Raw genomic sequence first — 16,983 nt, forward strand, 5'->3', positions numbered from 1 at the left:
TCGCCGGCAACGACGACATGAGCCTTTTTTTGGGGAGGTTCATGATGAAGATCACGATCAATCATCTGCTAGTCGGCGCATCGTTGTTCGTTCTGGCCACGTCGGAGGCGCAGGCCCAATCGACCCCGGCGGCGACCGCCCCGGACGCCGCAGCCAGCGCACCGGAGGAAACCGGCGACATCATCGTCACCGCGCAGAAGCGGTCGGAAAGCATCAACAAGGTCGGCATGTCGATCACCGCCCAGACCGGCGACCAGCTGCTCCAGCAAGGCATCGCCAGCACCGCCGATCTCGCCAAGGTCGTGCCCGGCTTCACCTATGAAGGCGCGGTCGGCGGCCAGCCGGTCTATTCGATCCGCGGCATCGGCTTCCACGATTCCAGCCTCGCCTCGGGCCAGACCGTCGCGATCTATTCCGATGAAGTGCCGATGCCCTTCGCGCAGGAGACGATCGGCGCGGATTACGATATCGAGCGGGTCGAGATCCTGAAGGGACCGCAGGGTACCTTGTTCGGCCAGAACTCGACCGGCGGCGCGGTGAACTATGTCGCGGCCAAGCCGACCAAGACGTTCCAGGCCGGCCTCGACGTCACTTATGGCCGTTTCGCGACGAGCGACATTTCGGGCTTTCTCAGCGGGCCGATCACGGACACGTTGCGCGCGCGGTTCGCGTTCCGGTCGGTCCAGGGCGACGGCTGGCAGAAACGCTACGGCATCGTGCCGACCGGCAGCGTCGCCGGCTCCGATACGCTCGGCAAACAGAACCGCCTCAGCGGCCGCCTGCTGCTCGATTGGACCCCGACCGATCGCCTGAAAGTGTCCCTGAACGTCAACCTCCGGCGCGACCGCTCCGAAACCCAGGCCCCGCAACTGGTCCGGCCGAACCCGTCTTCGGCATCGAATCCGCTCAGCGCGGACATTCTCGCCTTCCCCTCGGCACCGTCCGACAATCGCGCTGCATCATGGGATCCGGGCGTGGATTATGCGCAGAACAATCGCTGGAAGGAGGCCACCGCGCGCATCGCCTACGATCTGGGCGGCGCGACCATCACCTCAATCTCGGCCTACCAGAAATACAACCGCTACGTTCCCGCGCAGGAGATCGACGGCACGCCCTATCAGGTTCTGCAATACGGCTATCAGGGCAAGGTGGAGAGCGTGTATCAGGAGCTGCGCGCCAGCGGTGCCCTGTTCGGCGCCGGCAACTGGATCGTCGGCGGGAATTACGAACACGACAAGACGTTCGACCAGTCCAGCACGCTGAACCCGCTGGCGACGTCGCGCATCCTGTTCGGGCTGCCCAATCCGGGGTCGGTGACGATCTCGACCAACCGGATCTCGACCTACGGGATCTACGGCAATGCCGATTATCCGGTGCTGCCCAATTTGTCGCTGCAGGCCGGCATCCGCTACACCAAGGCGGATCGCGTCAACACCGGGTGTTCGGCGGATCGCGGCGACGGCACCTTCTCGGCGATCTTCCTGCGCATCCAGACCGCCCTGGCCGGGTCGGGCCTGAAGACGTCGCCGATCGTCGCGATCCCGCCCGGCGGATGCGTCACGCTGGATTCCACCTACACGCCGACATTGTTCACCGGCACGCTGAAGGAAAACAACGTGTCTTGGCGCGTCGGCGCAAATTGGACGGCGATCCCCGGCACGCTCGTCTACGCGAACGTCAGCAAGGGCTATAAATCGGGCAGCTTCCCGCTCGCCGCCGCCGCATCGACCGCGCAATATGTGCCCGTGCCGCAGGAGGAACTGCTCGCCTACGAGGCCGGCATCAAATCGAAAATCGGGCGCACGTTGCAGCTCAACGCATCGGCCTTCTATTACGACTATACCGACAAGCAGATCGGCGGCACCTATATCGATGCGGTGTTCGGACGCCTGTCCAAGCTGGTTACGATCCCGCAATCGCGCGTCTACGGGTTCGAATTGTCCGCGGACTGGCGGCCGTTCGCCGGGCTGACGCTGACCCCGTCGGCGACGTACATGAATTCCAAAATCCTCGGCACGTTCACGAACTTCACCCCGCAGGGCGTCGTGCAGAGCTTTGTCGGCGAGAGTTTCCCTTATGCCCCGCGCTGGCAGGCGAACGGCGGCGCGGAATATCAATGGAGCATCAGCAACGGCTGGTCGGCCTTCACCGGTGGCAATTTGTCGTATCAGAGCAGGACCAACGCCGCATTGGGGCAGGCCAACGTCTATGCGCTGAAGGCCTATACGTTGGTCGATCTGCGCGCCGGCATCGAATCCAAATCGGGGGCCTATCGGCTGTCGGTATGGGGCACGAACGTGTTCGATACCTTCTACGTGACCCGCGCCGGCCGGTCGTTCGATTTCGACACGCGCAGCACGGGCATGCCCGCCCGCTACGGCGTGTCGCTCAGCTACCGCTTCAAATAGGTCGGGCGTCAATCGCCCGACTTGCCGTTCTTCCGATAATCGAGCGCGGGGCGATATCGCCGATCGGCCCCGCTCAAATCGCGCGGACGCCCTTTGCCTGGTCGAGCAGACGCTTCGCACGGATATACATTTCCAGGCGGGTGGCTGAGAACAGACCCAGCGCCAGCGCGATCAGCACATCGGTGACGACCATCGCATTGAGGTGGAAGCCATAGCCGCCGCCCTCGGCCAGCACGCCCCTGGCCGCCATGCGCACCACGATCAGCACGACGATGAACAGAAACGCGGCGGGCGATGCCTTCTGGTTCAGCATATGGGTTTCGGGATCGACATGGATCTGCATCAGCTTGCCGCGCTGCCAGCCGATGGCCGCCCCCACGAGCAAAGCCGCCGCACACACCGCCCAGGCGACGCCGGTGGGCGGAAATTCGTAGAACATGATGCCGGCGAACAGCAGGTAGATCGCGGGCACGATCCACAACGTCTCCAGCCGTAGCCGCCGCATCTTGCGCATCCCGCGCAGGCGCAGCGCGAGAACGATCATCACGATCACTGCGGTGATCGCATATTGGATCCACTGGTTGGGCTGGACGGCGTGCACCTGCATGGCGATTCCCTTTCGCTACGACCTTGCTGTCATAGCAGGGTGAAACACCGCCGCTCCAGCCCAATTCACGCTTTATTCCGCGGCCTCGGCCAGCATCGGATCCTTCCACACCAGCACCGGCTTGCGCGCCGCCAGCGTCTCGTCGAGGCGCGAGCGGGGGGCGAAGTGCGGCGCGGATTTCAGCGCAATGTCGCCGGCCTTGGCGCGTTCCGCCACCGAACGCAGCGCGCCGATGAACTGGTCCAACGCCGCCTTGCTCTCGGTCTCGGTCGGCTCGATCAGCATCGCGCCGTGCACGACGAGCGGGAAGTACATCGTCATCGGATGATAGCCCTCGTCGATCAGCCCCTTGGCGACGTCGATCGTGGAGAAGCCCTCGGCAAGGTTCTCGTCGCTGAACAACGCCTCGTGCATGCACGGACCCGAGGGGCCGAACGGCGCAACCAGGGTCTTGTCGAGCGAGCGCAGGATGTAGTTCGCGTTGAGCACGGCATCCTCGGCGACCTGACGCAGTCCGTCCGCGCCGTGGCTGAGGATATAGGTGAGCGCGCGGGTGAACATGCCCATCTGGCCGTTGAACGCGGTCATCCGGCCAAAACTGTCGGGATGACGATCGTCGACGCTTTCTTCCTCTACCAACGTGATATGGCCGTCGGCATGGCGTTCGGTGAACGGCAGCGGACCGAACGGGGCCAGCGCCTCGGACAGCACGACCGGACCCGAACCCGGGCCGCCACCGCCGTGCGGCGTCGAGAAGGTCTTGTGCAGATTGATGTGCATCGCATCAATGCCGAGATCGCCCGGCCGCACGCGCCCGACGATCGCGTTGAAGTTCGCGCCGTCGCAATAGACGTAGCCGCCGGCGGCATGGACCGCGTCGGAGATCGCCTTCATATCGCGTTCGAACAGGCCGCAGGTGTTCGGGTTGGTGATCATCACCGCCGCAACGTCCGGCCCGAGCCGCGCCTTCAGCGCATCGAGATCGACCCGCCCCTCCGCGGTCGCCGGAATATCCTCGACCTTGAAGCCGGCAAACGCCGCCGTCGCGGGATTGGTGCCGTGCGCGCTTTCCGGCACCAGCACGACCTTGCGATGGCCCTCGCCACGCTTCTCCAGCGCCGCCTTGATGCACAATATGCCGCACAACTCGCCATGCGCGCCGGCCTTGGGCGTCATCGCCACGCCGTACATGCCGGTCAGCTCGATCAACCACACCGCCAGCTCATTGATCACACCTAGCGCACCCTGCACGGTATCGACCGGCTGCAGCGGATGGACATCGGCGAACCCGGGCAGCCGCGCCATCTTCTCGTTGAGGCGCGGATTGTGCTTCATCGTGCAACTGCCCAGCGGGAAGAAGCCGAGATCGATGCCGTAATTCTGGCGGCTGAGGCGCGTGTAATGGCGAACCGTTTCGGGTTCGGACAGGCCCGGCAGGCCGATCGTCTTTGCGCGGGCGAGGTTGCCGAGCCGCGACTGCACCTTCGCGGGGGGCGCGACCTCGACACCGGTGGTGGTCGTGTCGCCGATCTCGAAGATCAGCGCCTCTTCCAGCATCAGCGCCTTGTTGCCGGTAAAGGTCGGGGCAGCGCTCGTGCCCTGCTGCGGCGCTTCGGGGCGCCAGCCGCTTGCGTTGATGCTCATGCCAGAACCTCCTGCAATGCGGCGGCCAGCGTTTCCACGTCCTCCGCCGTCGTCGTTTCCGTCACCGCGACGACCAAACCGTTCGCCAGCGCATCCTCACCTGGATACAGGCGGCCCAGCGACACACCGGCCAAAATGCCCTTGTCGGCCAACGCACGCACGATCGGGCGCGCCTCTTGGCTCAGCTTCAGCGTGAACTCGTTGAAGAACACCGGCGTCACCAGTTCGACGCCCGGCACTTGCACGAGCCGCTCCGCCGCCGCCACCGCACCGGCATGGTTGGTCTCGGCCAATGCGCGCAGGCCCGCTTCGCCGAGCAGCGTCATGTGAATCGAGAAGGCCAAAGCGCACAGGCCGCTATTGGTGCAGATGTTCGACGTGGCCTTCTCGCGCCGAATATGCTGTTCGCGCGTCGAGAGCGTCAGCACGAAGCCGCGCCGCCCGTCCGCATCCTGGGTCTCGCCGCACAGGCGACCCGGCATCTGGCGAACGTATTTCTCCTTGCAGCCGAACAGGCCGACATAGGGCCCGCCGAATTGCAGGCCGACGCCGATCGACTGGCCCTCGCCGACCACGATGTCCGCGCCCATCTCGCCCGGCGACCGGATCGCGCCCAGCGCCACCGGTTCGGTGACGACGGCGATCAGCAGCGCCTTCTTCGCCTGGCACGCGGCGGCGAGTTCGGACAGATCGGCGATGCGGCCGAGGATGTCGGGATATTGCACCACGACGCACGACGTATCGCCGTCGATCGCCGCGATCAGATCGGCGATGTCGCCCTCTGGCGCCAGTTGCGGCGCGGAGGTTTCCAGCACGTCGCCGGTGAATTTCGCCATCGTCTTGGCGACCGAAACGTAATGCGGGTGCAGGCCGGACGACAGGATCGCCTTGGCCCGCTTGGTCACGCGCCGCGCCATGCCGATCGCCTCCCAGCACGCGGTCGATCCGTCGTACATCGATGCGTTCGCCACGTCCGTACCGAGTAGCCGCGCGACCTGAGTCTGGAATTCGAACAGCATCTGCAGCGTGCCCTGCGCGATTTCCGGCTGGTACGGCGTATAAGCGGTGAGGAATTCGCCGCGCTGGATCAGATGATCGACGCTGGCGGGCACGTGATGCTTGTACGCGCCGCAGCCGAGGAAGAACGGACCGTCGCTGGCGGCGACGTTCTTGCGCGCAAGCGCCGTCATGTGCCGTTCCACCGCGAGTTCGCTGGCATGCATCGGCAGTCCGTGGATCGGCCCGTCGAGCCGCGCGATCTCGGGCACATCGACGAACAGGTCATCGATCGATGATGCGCCGATCACGGCGAGCATCTCGGTGCGGTCTTGGGGCGTCAGGGGCAGGTAGCGCATGGGAATTCCCGTCGCCCCGGCGGAGGCCGGGGCCGCTTGGGTAAGGCACGCGGCCGACGTTGCGAGCGACAACGTAGCGGCCCCGGCCTCCGCCGGGGCAACGCGCGAACTAGAGCTTCGCGACGAACGCCGCGTAGGCCGTCTCATCCATCAGCGATTCCAGCTCGCTCGGGTCGCTCAGCGTGATCTTGTAGAACCAGCCGTCGCCTTCCGGATCCTCGTTGACCAGGCCGGGCGTGTCGGTGAGGTCGTCGTTGCTCTCGACCACAATGCCGCTGGCCGGCGAATAGACGTCGGACGCGGCCTTGACCGATTCGACCACGGCGGCCTCGTCGCCCTTGGTCAGTTCCTTGCCGTCCTCGGGCACGTCGACGAACACGATGTCGCCGAGCTGGCCTTGGGCATATTCGCTGATCCCGACGGTGCCGACGTCGCCATCGACGTCGATCCATTCATGGTCTTCGGTGAAATAACGGCTCATTTCACTTGGCTCCTCTAACGTAACGATGGGGAATGAAGGGCATCGCGGTGACGGTGCCGGTATGGACCTTGCCGCGCTGCGCGATCTGGATGACCGTTCCGATCTCGGCCATCGCCAGCGGAACATAGGCCATCGCGATCGGCGCGCCGAGGCTCGGCGCGAAACCGCCCGAAGTGATTTTGCCGACATCGGATCCGTCCTTGTCGATCACCGCGGCACCTTCGCGCACCGGCTGGCGACCGTCGATGACGAGCCCGACACGCTTGGTGACCGCACCGTTCTCACGCTCCAGCAGGATGCGCGCGGCACCGGGGAAATTAGCCTCCTCGCGGCGGCGCTTGCTGGCGACGGCGAAGTTCAAGGCGGCCATGATCGGCGTCGTCTCGGTATCGAGATCGTGGCCGTAGAGCGGCAGATCCGCCTCGAGCCGAAGCGAATCGCGCGCGCCCAGGCCGATCGGCTTCACTTCCGGCTCGGCGCACAGCGCATCGACGAAATCGGTCACGTCCTCGGCGGGAATCGAAATCTCGAACCCGTCCTCGCCGGTATAGCCCGAGCGGCTGATCCAGATCGACTGGTGCCGCCAGGTGAAGCGCCCGCCGGTCATGAACACCAGGGCCTCGACGCCCGGCACGAGCCGCGACAGCGCATCGACCGCCTTCGGTCCCTGCAGCGCGAGCAGCGCCTGATCGGCCATGTGGTTGATCGTGATGTCGTCGGGCAGATGATCGAGCAGATGCGTGATGTCGTCATACTTCACCGCGCCGTTGACGACCATGTAGAGGCCGTTCTCCCAGCGGGTGAACATCAGGTCGTCGAGGATGCCGCCGTTGTCAGCAAGCAGCAGCGAATATTTCTGCGCGTTGAGCTTCAGGCTCTTCACGTCCGCCGGGATCAGCGCCTCGAGCGCCGCGTCCAGCCCGTCGCCCGAAAGATACAGCTGCCCCATATGGGATACGTCGAACAGCCCGGCATTCTCGCGCACCCACAGATGCTCGGCCATGATGCCTTCATACTGGACCGGCATTTCGTAGCCCGCGAACGGCACCATCCGGCCACCCCGCGCGCGATGCCATGCGTCGAGCGGCAGCAATTCGTTTTCGATTTCGGGGCCGTCTTCCCCAATATTGTCGAAGGCGTCTGTCACTGTCGGTCTCCGGATCTCGGGTGCAACGAATCGCTCGTACCTGTGCACGAACGTCCGCTGCCCCCTCTGTCACGGAACCTGAGAGCTTTGACCACGCATTTGCCGCGCGGCTTACCCCTTCGGTGGCTCCCACTGACGCGGAAGCGCTTTCCAGAGTGTCGTTAGCCCTGCGCGGTCCGGTTGCCTGAGAGATTCCGGGGCGGTTGCTCCTTCGGCGGCGGGCCGAGCCTGAAAGACCCGCCCGCGCTCTCCCGCGCAGCGCCTATACCGGTTGCCCGGCATCGACCCGTCCGATGTGCCGCGCCGCAGCAAACGAGTCAAACGGGATTAGCGTGTGGCGTTATATTTCAGCTGCTCGTCGGTAAGCTGGAAACCGACCAACGCCTCGAAGCTTGCGCTCTTCACCGCCTGGCGGATATCCGGACGCGACAACGGATCGACCGCGGCATCGTCGTCGCCGGCCTTGCGCTTCTCGGTCAGCTTCTTGCGCACGTCGTCCGGCAGCGTCGCAGCGGCGCGGGAGATGTTCGTGCTCGCCTGGCCACTGGTCGAGGCGCGGGTCTGGCCGGCGTCGAAATGGATCGTCACCCGCCCGACGCGCTTGGCCGTCACCGCCGTGCCGCCGCGCACGATGGCGATGAAATACGGCAACTTCACGTCACGGGCGGCGGAGGCGTTGATCCGGCTCGCGCGGACATCGAAGGTGACACTGGTCTCGATATCGGCCCCCGCCTCGTTACAGGTCGAGCGCACGTTGGTCATCAGCGCAGTGACGTCGATCGCCGCCGCGTCGCGGCTGGCCGGCGGATCGAACAGGGTGATGTCGCCGGTCGATGCAGGGATACCGACACTGGGGCAGGCCGAACGCACGGCGGTGATGCCGACGCCGCCCGCCAGATCGATCTCGCCCTTCTTGGCACAACCGCCGAGCAAAGCCGCGAGGCCGGCCGCCAGAAGGATCGGGGCGAAGGAATTCCGGGCTGTCACGCGCATACGCACCTTACTCAATGGGATGGCCGGACGCCGAATTGGCGCCCAGGCTGGAATGGCGCGCACCATAGGAACCGGCTTTCGCCCGTGCAAGCAATCGCGTAGGGCAAGCGGCATGGGTATCGCCGCAAAACCACCGCTCGAACTGCTGATCGCCGCGCCGCGCGGCTTCTGTGCGGGCGTGGACCGCGCGATCCGGATCGTCGAACTGGCGATCGAGAAACATGGCGCCCCGGTCTATGTGCGACACGAAATAGTGCACAACAAATATGTCGTGGATACGCTGCGCGCGCAGGGCGCGATCTTCGTGGAGGAATTAAGCGAAGTGCCCGAAGGCGTGCCGGTAGTGTTCTCCGCGCACGGCGTGCCCAAATCGGTGCCGGCGGCGGCCGAGGATCGCGGGCTGACCTATCTCGACGCGACCTGCCCGCTCGTCTCGAAGGTGCATCGCCAGGCCGAACGACTGGTGGCGCAGGGCAGGCATATCGTGTTCATCGGCCATGCCGGCCATCCGGAAGTGATCGGAACGTTCGGCCAGGTGCCGCCGGGCGCGATGACGTTGATCGAGACGGTGGCGGATGCCGAGGCGTTCATGCCCGCCGATCCCGACAATATCGCCTTCCTGACGCAGACGACCCTGTCGGTGGACGACACCGCCGAAGTGGTCGCGACGTTGCAGCGGCGGTTCGCGGCGATCCAGGCACCGCGCCCGGACGACATCTGCTACGCCACGTCGAATCGCCAGACGGCGGTGAAGGCGATCGCTGCGATGTGCGATGCGATGCTGGTGATCGGCGCGCCCAATTCGTCCAACTCCGTCCGTCTGGTCGAAGTCGCCGAGCGCGAGGGGACGCGCGCGATTTTGATCCAACGCGCGGATGCGCTCGATCTGGCGTTTCTCGATGGCGTACGGACGCTTGGCATCACCGCTGGCGCTTCGGCCCCGGAAGTGCTGGTGCGCGAAGTGGTCGCGCGGCTGTCCGAACATTTCGAGGTCAGCGAGCGCGAAGTGGAAACCAACCGCGAGACCATCTCCTTCAAGCTGCCCCGCGGCCTCGAAGCCGCCGCTGCCTGAGTGGCCGTCTACACGCACGTTTCGGCCGAGGCGTTGGCCGCCTTCCTCGCGCGCTATGATGTTGGCGACCTGATCTCCGCCAAGGGCATCGCCGAGGGAGTCGAGAACAGCAATTATCTGGTCGATACGACCAAGGGCCGCTTCATCCTGACGCTGTACGAAAAGCGCGTCGATGCCGGCGATTTGCCGTTCTTCTTCGCGATGCTCGATCATCTGGCGGAGCGCGGGAACCCCGTACCGCCGGCGATCAAGGATCGCGACGGCGTGACGATCCAGATGCTGGAGGGCCGGGCGGCGTGTCTGATCCAGTTCCTGCCGGGCGTGTCGCTGTCGCATCCGACGGCGGCGCAGGCGCTCGCGGCGGGTGCCGCCATGGGGCGAATGCACCAATCGCTGAAAGATTTCCCGCTGACGCGGCCGAATTCAATGGGAGTCGAAACGTGGCGGCCATTGTACGAGCGCTGCGGACACAGCCTGAACGATATCGCGCCCGGCCTTTACGACGATCTCGGTCGCGCGCTCGATTCCGTCATCGGCCGCTGGGATGCGAGCGCGCATGACATATCCGTGATCCACGCCGATCTGTTTCCCGATAACGTGCTGATGCGCGGCGACGATGTCGGCGGCCTGATCGACTTCTATTTCGCGTGTACCGACATCCGGGTCTACGATCTGGCGATCATGCACAGCGCGTGGGCGTTCGATGCGACCGGCCGGGACTACGATTCGGCGGTCGGCGATGCGCTGATCGCGGGTTATCAAACCCATTTCCCGCTCACCGAATTCGAACGCGCGCAATTCCCGCTACTCGCCAGCGGATCGTGCCTGCGCTTCGCCTTGTCGCGCGCGTGGGATTGGTTGAACACGCCGGCCGATGCGCTGGTGACGCGCAAGGATCCGCTCGCCTATTGGCGGCGGCTTGCTCACTATGCCCCGGAACTCGCCAACACATGACCGAACCGACCAAAGAAATGTCGCGCGTGGAGATCGCCACGGATGGGGCGTGCAAGGGCAATCCCGGCCCCGGCGGCTGGGGAGCGTTGGTGCGATCCGGCGCGGCGGAGAAGGAATTGTCCGGCGGCGAGAAGCTGACGACGAACAACCGCATGGAGCTGACGGCGGCGATCGAAGGGCTGAACGCGCTGAAACGGCCGTGCCGCGTCACGCTGTCGACCGACAGCCGCTATGTGATGGATGGCCTGACCAAGTGGATCAAGGGCTGGCAGAAGAACGGCTGGAAGACCGCCGCCAAGCAACCGGTGAAGAATGCCGATCTGTGGCAGGCCCTGCTCGACGCGGCCAAGCCGCACCGCATCGACTGGGTGTGGGTGAAGGGCCATGCCGGCCACCCGGACAATGAGCGCGTCGATAAATTGGCGAGCGATGCTGCAGTGTTCGCGGGGCGATCCTGAACGATAGGTATTAAGCTCCTTCCCGGAACGGCGAGGATTTTAATCGAACCTTCCAGGCGCGTAGACGGCAGGATCGATAGCGGCCACGCTTTCGTCCGGCGTAACCCCCAGCAGTAACGCCGCAGCCAGCGTCGCAGCCGCAGGCGCGGTCTGGATGCCGAAGCCGCCCTGCCCCGCGCACCAGAAGAAGCCCGGCACCCGGGCATCGAAGCCGTAGACCGGCAGGCGATCGGGCGCGAAGCTGCGCAGCCCGGCCCAGCGCCGTTCGACGACCGTCACGCGCCAATCCACGACGCGTTCGAACCGGTCGATGCCGATCGCGACGTCCAGTTCCTCCGGCTGCACATCATGCGGATCCACCGGCGTCTCATCATGCGGGCTGAGCCACAGCCGCCCGCCCGCTTCGGGCTTGAAGTAGAAATTGCCAGAGATGTCCGCGACGTGCGGCAACCCGTCGTGCGAGGGCGGATCGGTGCGCAATTGCACGACCGTGCGGCGATACGGCTGGATGCCGATCGGCCTCGCGCCGGCGATCCGGGCGATCGAATCGGCCCAGGCCCCGGCGGCATCGACGAGAACGTCCGCCTCAAATGCACCTGCTTCGGTATCCAGCCGCCACGTGCCGCCAATACGCTCCGCCCCGCGCAACCCGGCTTGCGTCGCCAGCGTCACGCCCGACCGCTTCGCCCTTGCCAGGCAGTCTGCATGCAGGGCAGCGACATCGATATAGGCGCTGCTCGCCTCCATCACACCGAGCGTCCATTCGGGCCGCAGCCCCGGCACCAGGGCGGCCGGATCGACCGTGTTCAGCACCACCCCCGTGCCGGCGAATTCGGCAAGAAACGCATCGATCTTCGCCGCATCTTCCACGCGCCCGATGTGTAGCGATCCCAACGGTTGCAGAAAGCCACCATCGCGCAACGCCGGACCGGATGCGGTGGTCAGCGGCTGTACGCCCGGGCCGCCATAGCTTTCCGACCAGAAAGCCGCCGATCGCCCGGTGGCATGATAGCCGGGCAGATCCTCCGCCTCGAGCAATAGTACCGATGCCCGGCCGCCGATCGCAGCGGCAAGACTCGCACCGGCGATGCCGGCCCCGACGATCGCGATATCGTAGCGTGCGTTCAACGTGGCGGCGCTTGCGCAGCGAGGAAGGTGTCGATCGCGGCCAGTGCCGTGTCGCGCACGCCATCCGCCTCGCGCAGCACCTCGTGCGCCGATTCGGTGCCGAAACGCACGACCTCGGCGTCGGGCAGCTTGCTCGCGACGAACAGCGCCGCCTTGGGATCGACCAGTTGGTCGGCGTCGGCGACGATCATCAGCGTCGGCACGCGCATCTGCGCGAGGCGAGGGTCGGCGCGCTGAAGCCGGGTCGAGGCAAATCCTTCGACCAGCCATTTCCAGCTCGGCGGGCCGAGCACGATCTCCGGTTTTGCCTGCTGCCAGTATATCTCGTCCGCATAACGATCGGGATCGTGCGTCAGCAGCGATTGCCGCGTGCTGGTCGTCGCGGGGCGCTCGTTGCCCTTCCACGCCGCCCGCGCGGGATTGCCGAGGCCGCACACGATCCGCGCCAGCCATTCGCCGGCCCGGGCGCCGATCGGAGAGTGCAGCCCGAGCATCGGCGCGATCAGCACGGCGGCGTCCGGATTCGCTACGCCTTCCGTTAGGGCACGCAGCACGAGATGCCCGCCCATCGAATGCCCCATCAGCACTTGCGGCCCCGGCGTCGCGGCGACCCATTCCGGCCAGAACGCGGCGAAATCGGCTATATAAGTCGCGAAATCCTCGACATGACCCACGTGACGGTTGGGCGAGAGTCGACCCGATCCGCCCTGCCCGCGCCAGTCGAGCGCGCTGACCGACCAGCCCGCATCGTGCCAGTGCGCGAATGCTTCGAAATACTTCTCGAAGATGTCCCCCCGCCCCGTCTGAAACAGAATCGACCCGCGAGCCGCCCCGGCCGCCGGCCAATCGAACCGGCGCATCTCCCAACCGTCGGGCGCGCGCCAAGTGGTGATCGCCGCATCGGCGGGAATCTCACGGCGATAATGTGCGGGGGCAAAAGACATCGGCCGATGGTTACTTTTTGGAAAGGCCGATAGTCTAGGAAATTCCCCGATGGGCTGGGGAAATCCGACTGCTTTGCTGCTGGGCGCTTTGGTGCTGCTTCTGGTCTCCGCCGGAATCCAGGACGCACGGGTGCGCGAGATCGCCAATTGGAAGAACGCCGCCATCGCCTTGCTAGCGCCATTGTGGTGGTGGGCGAACGGCCTGCAGATGTGGCCGGACATGGCCGTCCAACTGGGTGTGGCCGTCACGGTCCTCGGCCTGTTCTGCGTCGCGTTCCACTTCGGCTGGATGGGCGGCGGCGATGTGAAGATGATCGGGGCGCTGGCCTTGTGGTTTCCGTTCGCCGCTCTGTCCTGGTTGCTGATCGTGATGTCGCTGGTCGGCGGTGCGCTGACAATCGTGATGATGATCGAACAAAAGCTGAAGAAAAAGAGCGGCGGAATCGAAATTCCTTACGGTGTGGCGATCGCGATCGCCGCTTTATTCGCCATTCGCGAACCGATTTTTAACCAATTTACGTGATTGATTAACGCGGGATCAACCGATCCGCGTCCGAGAGGTACGAAGCGTCATGGATACCCGTAAGATCGTCCTGCTGGTGGGTGCGCTGCTTGTCGCAGCCCTTACCGCGTTCATGGCCAGGAGCCTGATCTCCGGCAGCGCCACGCCCCAGGCGGGCGCGACGGTGGCCGGTGCGCCGATCGACGGGCCGGAAGTGCTCGTCGCGACGCGCGCCCTGCCGGTCGGCACGATCCTGGATGCGACCGCGCTGAAGTTTCAGCCGTGGCCGAAGGATCTCGTCGAGAACGCTTATTATCTGAAGGCCGGCACCGACCTCAAGGCGCTGCAGGGCACCGTGGTCCGCGCCGCGATCACCGCGGGCCAGCCACTGACGCAAGGCTCGCTGGTCAAGCCAGGCGATCGTGGCTTCCTCGCTGCGGCACTCGGGCCTGGCATGCGCGCCGTGACGATCCCGATTTCGGCGCAGGCAGGCGTTGCCGGCTTCGTCTTCCCGGGCGACCGCATCGACCTGATCCTGACGCAGACCGTGCCGGGTGGCGGCGATGGCCCGCCGCTCAAGGCCTCCGAGACGATCATGCGCAACCTGCGCGTGCTGGCGACCGACCAGCGCACCGACAACACGGTCGGCGAAGACGGCAAGACGGTGGTGCGCGGCTTCTCCAACGTGACGATCGAGGCCTCGCCGTCGCTCGCCGAACGGATCGCCGTGGCCCAGACGCTCGGCACGCTCTCGCTGTCGCTGCGGTCGATCGCCGATAACAATTCTGAACTCGAACAAGCGATCGCCAATGGCGATATCAAGGTGCCGGAGGGCAACGACCCCAAGGCCGAGAAGGCGATGTTCGCGAAGCTGGCGAGCCAGCCGGCAACCGGCAACAACACCTTCGCCGTCGGCGGAGACGTGTCGCGCTTCCAGCGCCGCACGGTGCCGGGCAAGTCCGCCGCTGCGGCGGAAACGCCGAATGGCGGACCGGTCCCGGCGGCGGCAGGGGCATATCCCGGGGCAGCGGTTGCGACCGGGCCTATGGTGCGCATCGCGCGCGGTAATTCTGTGACCGATGTTCCGGTCGGGGGGAAGAAGTGATGCGTATCGCGAACACGCCGATCGGCTGGCCGCTCGCTGCGGCGATGATGGCCGCCACTCTGACGGGGACGGCATCGCAGGCCCCCGCACAGAGCACCGCCGGCGCACCTGTCCTTCAGGTCAATACCGGTCGTGGCCGCCTGATCACCCTGCCCCGCCCGATCACCGACATCTTCGTCGCCAGCGATGCGATCGCCGACGTGCAGGTCAAATCGCCGACGCAGATCTACATCTTCGGCAAGGCGACCGGCGAGACGACCATCTCGGCAACCGCCAAGGGCGGAGCGGTCGTATATTCGGCCACGGTAAGGGTCGGGAACAACCTCGATTCGATCCAGCAGATGCTCAGTCTGGCGATGCCCGAGGCGCAGATCGTTGCCACGCCGATGAACGGACTGGTATTGCTGACCGGCGTGGTTCTGTCCCCTGCCGATGCGGAAGAAGCAGCGCGCCTCGTCCAGGCCTTTGTTGGCGACAGCACGAAGGTCCTCAGTCACCTCAAGACCGCCACACCGCTTCAGGTGAATTTGCAGGTCAAGTTCGCCGAAGTCAGCCGCAGCTTTATCAAGAATATCGGCACCAAGTTTGCCACGGTCGATCAGACCGGCGGGACCAAGTTCGGTGCCACTCGCGGTGCTGCCGCTGGCCAATTCGTGCCTGGCGGCCCGCTGGGCGTAGGTTTCACCACCGCACCTGCAACCGGCAGCTTAATCGGTAGTGGGGCTGGCACAGTGCTGGGCCTCGCTGGCAAGGTTTTCGGACTGGACTTGCTGAGTTCGCTCGATCTCGGTGAGACGACCGGCCAGGTATCCTCGCTGGCAACGCCGAATCTCACTGCCATGTCGGGCGAGACGGGCACGTTTCTCGCCGGCGGCGAAGTCCCAATCCTGATCAGTCAGGGCCAGGGTGCCGTATCTGTCGAATACAAGCCTTACGGGATCAGCCTGACCTATACCCCGACGGTATTAGCCGATGGCCGCATCTCGCTACGCCTGCGCGCCGAAGTGTCACAATTGACGGCGGCAGGTTCGGTCCAGCTCAACAATACCGTTATTCAGGGAATCAGCACCCGGCGCACCGAAACGACCATTGAGCTCGGTTCTGGCCAGAGCTTCATGACCGCCGGCTTGCTGCAGAACAACCACGACAATTCAATCGACAAGACACCTGGCATTGGCGACGTGCCGATCCTGGGCGCGCTGTTCCGCTCGAACGGCTTCAAGCGTAACGAGACCGAACTGGTCATCGTCGTCACGCCGTATCTCGTGAAACCGGTCAACGCGAACGACATCGTCCTGCCGACCGACGGCTATCAGGCACCGACGGATCTGGACCGCGTGCTGCTCGGCAAGATTAGCGGCGGCACGACGGGCGGCAGCCGGCCAAAGCCGAGCATGGCCGCGCCGGAAACCGCGACCCCGGCGCTCGGTGCCGTCGCGCCGACGCTGCCCGCTCCCAAGGCGGACGTTCGTCGCGAGGAAAAGGCCGAACCGCCGAAATCGAAGAAGGGCGCGACCGCCGCTCCCGGCTTCTCGTTCAATTGATCGTTCAGGCAGGAAGAAACCCCATGGTCTCGCCCAACTTCACGCGTAGCATCCTGATCGCTTCCGCCCTTGCCCCGGCCTTGTTGCTGGGCGCATGCGGCACGACGAACCGCGGACTCGAGCCGGCGCATCAACCGGTCGTCTCGCGCACCGATTATGTGTTCGACGTCGGCAGCGCGGGCAATCGCCTCGCGCCCGGGGAGAGCCAGCGGCTCGCCGGCTGGATGGCGGGCCTGCGCCTCGGCTATGGCGACCGCGTCTCGGTCGACGATCCGGCGGGCGCCAGCAACGGCGTGCGCGACGACGTGCAGACCCAGCTCTCGCGCTACGGCCTGCTCGTGGCCGACAACGCCCCGCCGACCAATTCGCCGATCGCGCCGGGCACGGTGCGCGTCGTGGTCAGCCGCATGAAGGCGACCGTGCCGGGCTGCCCCGATTACAGCCGCGTCTCGGGCATCGAGTTCGACAGCAACACGTCGTCCAATCACGGCTGCGCGATGAATGCCAATTTCGCCGCGATGGTCGCCAACCCGGGCGATCTGGTGCTGGGCCAGCCCGGCGCGGACGCCACCGACACGGCCACCGCGGCCAAGGCGGTCGATGTCTATCGCAAGGCCGCGCCGGGCAAGGGAAGCAAATAA

At 65.4% G+C, this 16,983-nt stretch carries 16 protein-coding genes and 1 riboswitch; of the genes, 8 read left to right on the forward strand and 8 right to left on the reverse strand.

Annotation, left to right across the window (positions count from 1 at the left end):
- Window positions 1-44: 44 nt before the first annotated feature.
- Window positions 45-2,408: a TonB-dependent receptor gene (locus U1738_RS06995; RefSeq protein ID WP_332788329.1), complete on the forward strand. Its 2,364-nt coding sequence runs from the start codon at window positions 45-47 to the stop codon at window positions 2,406-2,408.
- Window positions 2,409-2,481: 73 nt separating this feature from the next.
- Here the strand turns inward: U1738_RS06995 and U1738_RS07000 are convergent, their stop codons facing one another.
- From U1738_RS07000 to U1738_RS07025, 6 genes are all read right to left on the reverse strand, one after another.
- Complete coding sequence (locus U1738_RS07000) at window positions 2,482-3,015, reverse strand: CcdC protein domain-containing protein (RefSeq protein WP_332788330.1); 534 nt, start codon at window positions 3,013-3,015, stop codon at window positions 2,482-2,484.
- A 72-nt stretch (window positions 3,016-3,087) separates the two neighbouring features.
- Window positions 3,088-4,659, reverse strand: a complete 1,572-nt coding sequence (gcvPB, locus tag U1738_RS07005) for an aminomethyl-transferring glycine dehydrogenase subunit GcvPB (protein ID WP_332788331.1) — start codon at window positions 4,657-4,659, stop codon at window positions 3,088-3,090.
- Window positions 4,656-6,014: an aminomethyl-transferring glycine dehydrogenase subunit GcvPA gene (gene gcvPA, locus U1738_RS07010; RefSeq protein WP_332788332.1), complete on the reverse strand. Its 1,359-nt coding sequence runs from the start codon at window positions 6,012-6,014 to the stop codon at window positions 4,656-4,658. Before gcvPA ends, gcvPB begins: the two co-directional genes overlap by 4 nt.
- A 109-nt stretch (window positions 6,015-6,123) precedes the next feature.
- Window positions 6,124-6,495, reverse strand: a complete 372-nt coding sequence (gene gcvH, locus U1738_RS07015; RefSeq protein ID WP_332788333.1) for a glycine cleavage system protein GcvH — start codon at window positions 6,493-6,495, stop codon at window positions 6,124-6,126.
- A gap of 1 nt (window position 6,496) precedes the next feature.
- Window positions 6,497-7,642: a glycine cleavage system aminomethyltransferase GcvT gene (gene gcvT / locus U1738_RS07020; protein WP_332788334.1), complete on the reverse strand. Its 1,146-nt coding sequence runs from the start codon at window positions 7,640-7,642 to the stop codon at window positions 6,497-6,499.
- 162 nt (window positions 7,643-7,804) lie between these two features.
- Window positions 7,805-7,906, reverse strand: a riboswitch (glycine riboswitch).
- A gap of 63 nt (window positions 7,907-7,969) precedes the next feature.
- Window positions 7,970-8,635 (reverse strand): hypothetical protein, encoded by a 666-nt coding sequence (locus U1738_RS07025; RefSeq protein ID WP_332788335.1) that lies wholly within the window; start codon window positions 8,633-8,635, stop codon window positions 7,970-7,972.
- 112 nt (window positions 8,636-8,747) lie between these two features.
- Here U1738_RS07025 and ispH point away from each other — a divergent pair, with 112 nt between their 5' ends.
- Genes ispH through rnhA form a run of 3 tightly spaced genes read left to right on the forward strand, consistent with a single transcriptional unit; the run spans window position 8,748 to window position 11,119 of the window.
- Entirely contained in the window at window positions 8,748-9,707 is a 960-nt protein-coding gene (ispH, locus tag U1738_RS07030; RefSeq protein ID WP_332788336.1) for a 4-hydroxy-3-methylbut-2-enyl diphosphate reductase, read from the forward strand.
- Entirely contained in the window at window positions 9,708-10,661 is a 954-nt protein-coding gene (gene thrB / locus U1738_RS07035) for a homoserine kinase (RefSeq protein WP_332788337.1), read from the forward strand.
- Window positions 10,658-11,119 (forward strand): ribonuclease HI, encoded by a 462-nt coding sequence (rnhA, locus tag U1738_RS07040; protein ID WP_332788338.1) that lies wholly within the window; start codon window positions 10,658-10,660, stop codon window positions 11,117-11,119. Before thrB ends, rnhA begins: the two co-directional genes overlap by 4 nt.
- Window positions 11,120-11,158: 39 nt before the next feature.
- Here rnhA and U1738_RS07045 read toward each other — a convergent pair whose 3' ends face one another.
- Together U1738_RS07045 and U1738_RS07050 are read right to left on the reverse strand one after the other, a co-directional pair.
- Complete coding sequence (locus U1738_RS07045) at window positions 11,159-12,247, reverse strand: NAD(P)/FAD-dependent oxidoreductase (RefSeq protein ID WP_332788339.1); 1,089 nt, start codon at window positions 12,245-12,247, stop codon at window positions 11,159-11,161.
- Window positions 12,244-13,191 (reverse strand): alpha/beta fold hydrolase, encoded by a 948-nt coding sequence (locus U1738_RS07050; protein WP_332788340.1) that lies wholly within the window; start codon window positions 13,189-13,191, stop codon window positions 12,244-12,246. The genes U1738_RS07045 and U1738_RS07050 overlap by 4 nt, the downstream gene beginning before the upstream one ends.
- 49 nt (window positions 13,192-13,240) lie before the next feature.
- Between U1738_RS07050 and U1738_RS07055 the strand changes: the two genes are divergently transcribed.
- Genes U1738_RS07055 through U1738_RS07070 form a run of 4 tightly spaced genes read left to right on the forward strand, consistent with a single transcriptional unit; the run spans window position 13,241 to window position 16,983 of the window.
- Complete coding sequence (locus U1738_RS07055; RefSeq protein WP_332788341.1) at window positions 13,241-13,714, forward strand: A24 family peptidase; 474 nt, start codon at window positions 13,241-13,243, stop codon at window positions 13,712-13,714.
- A 49-nt stretch (window positions 13,715-13,763) separates the two neighbouring features.
- The gene (gene cpaB, locus U1738_RS07060; protein WP_332788342.1) at window positions 13,764-14,798 is read left to right on the forward strand and encodes a Flp pilus assembly protein CpaB; all 1,035 of its coding nucleotides are present in this window, start codon (window positions 13,764-13,766) and stop codon (window positions 14,796-14,798) included.
- Window positions 14,798-16,342 carry a type II and III secretion system protein family protein gene (locus U1738_RS07065; RefSeq protein WP_332788343.1) on the forward strand — a complete coding sequence of 515 codons (1,545 nt, stop codon included), beginning with the start codon at window positions 14,798-14,800 and terminating at the stop codon, window positions 16,340-16,342. The genes cpaB and U1738_RS07065 overlap by 1 nt, the downstream gene beginning before the upstream one ends.
- 23 nt (window positions 16,343-16,365) lie before the next feature.
- Window positions 16,366-16,983 carry a CpaD family pilus assembly protein gene (locus U1738_RS07070; protein WP_332788344.1) on the forward strand — a complete coding sequence of 206 codons (618 nt, stop codon included), beginning with the start codon at window positions 16,366-16,368 and terminating at the stop codon, window positions 16,981-16,983.

This window comes from Parasphingomonas caseinilytica, assembly GCF_036663755.1.
Classification (GTDB): Bacteria; Pseudomonadota; Alphaproteobacteria; order Sphingomonadales; family Sphingomonadaceae; genus Sphingomonas.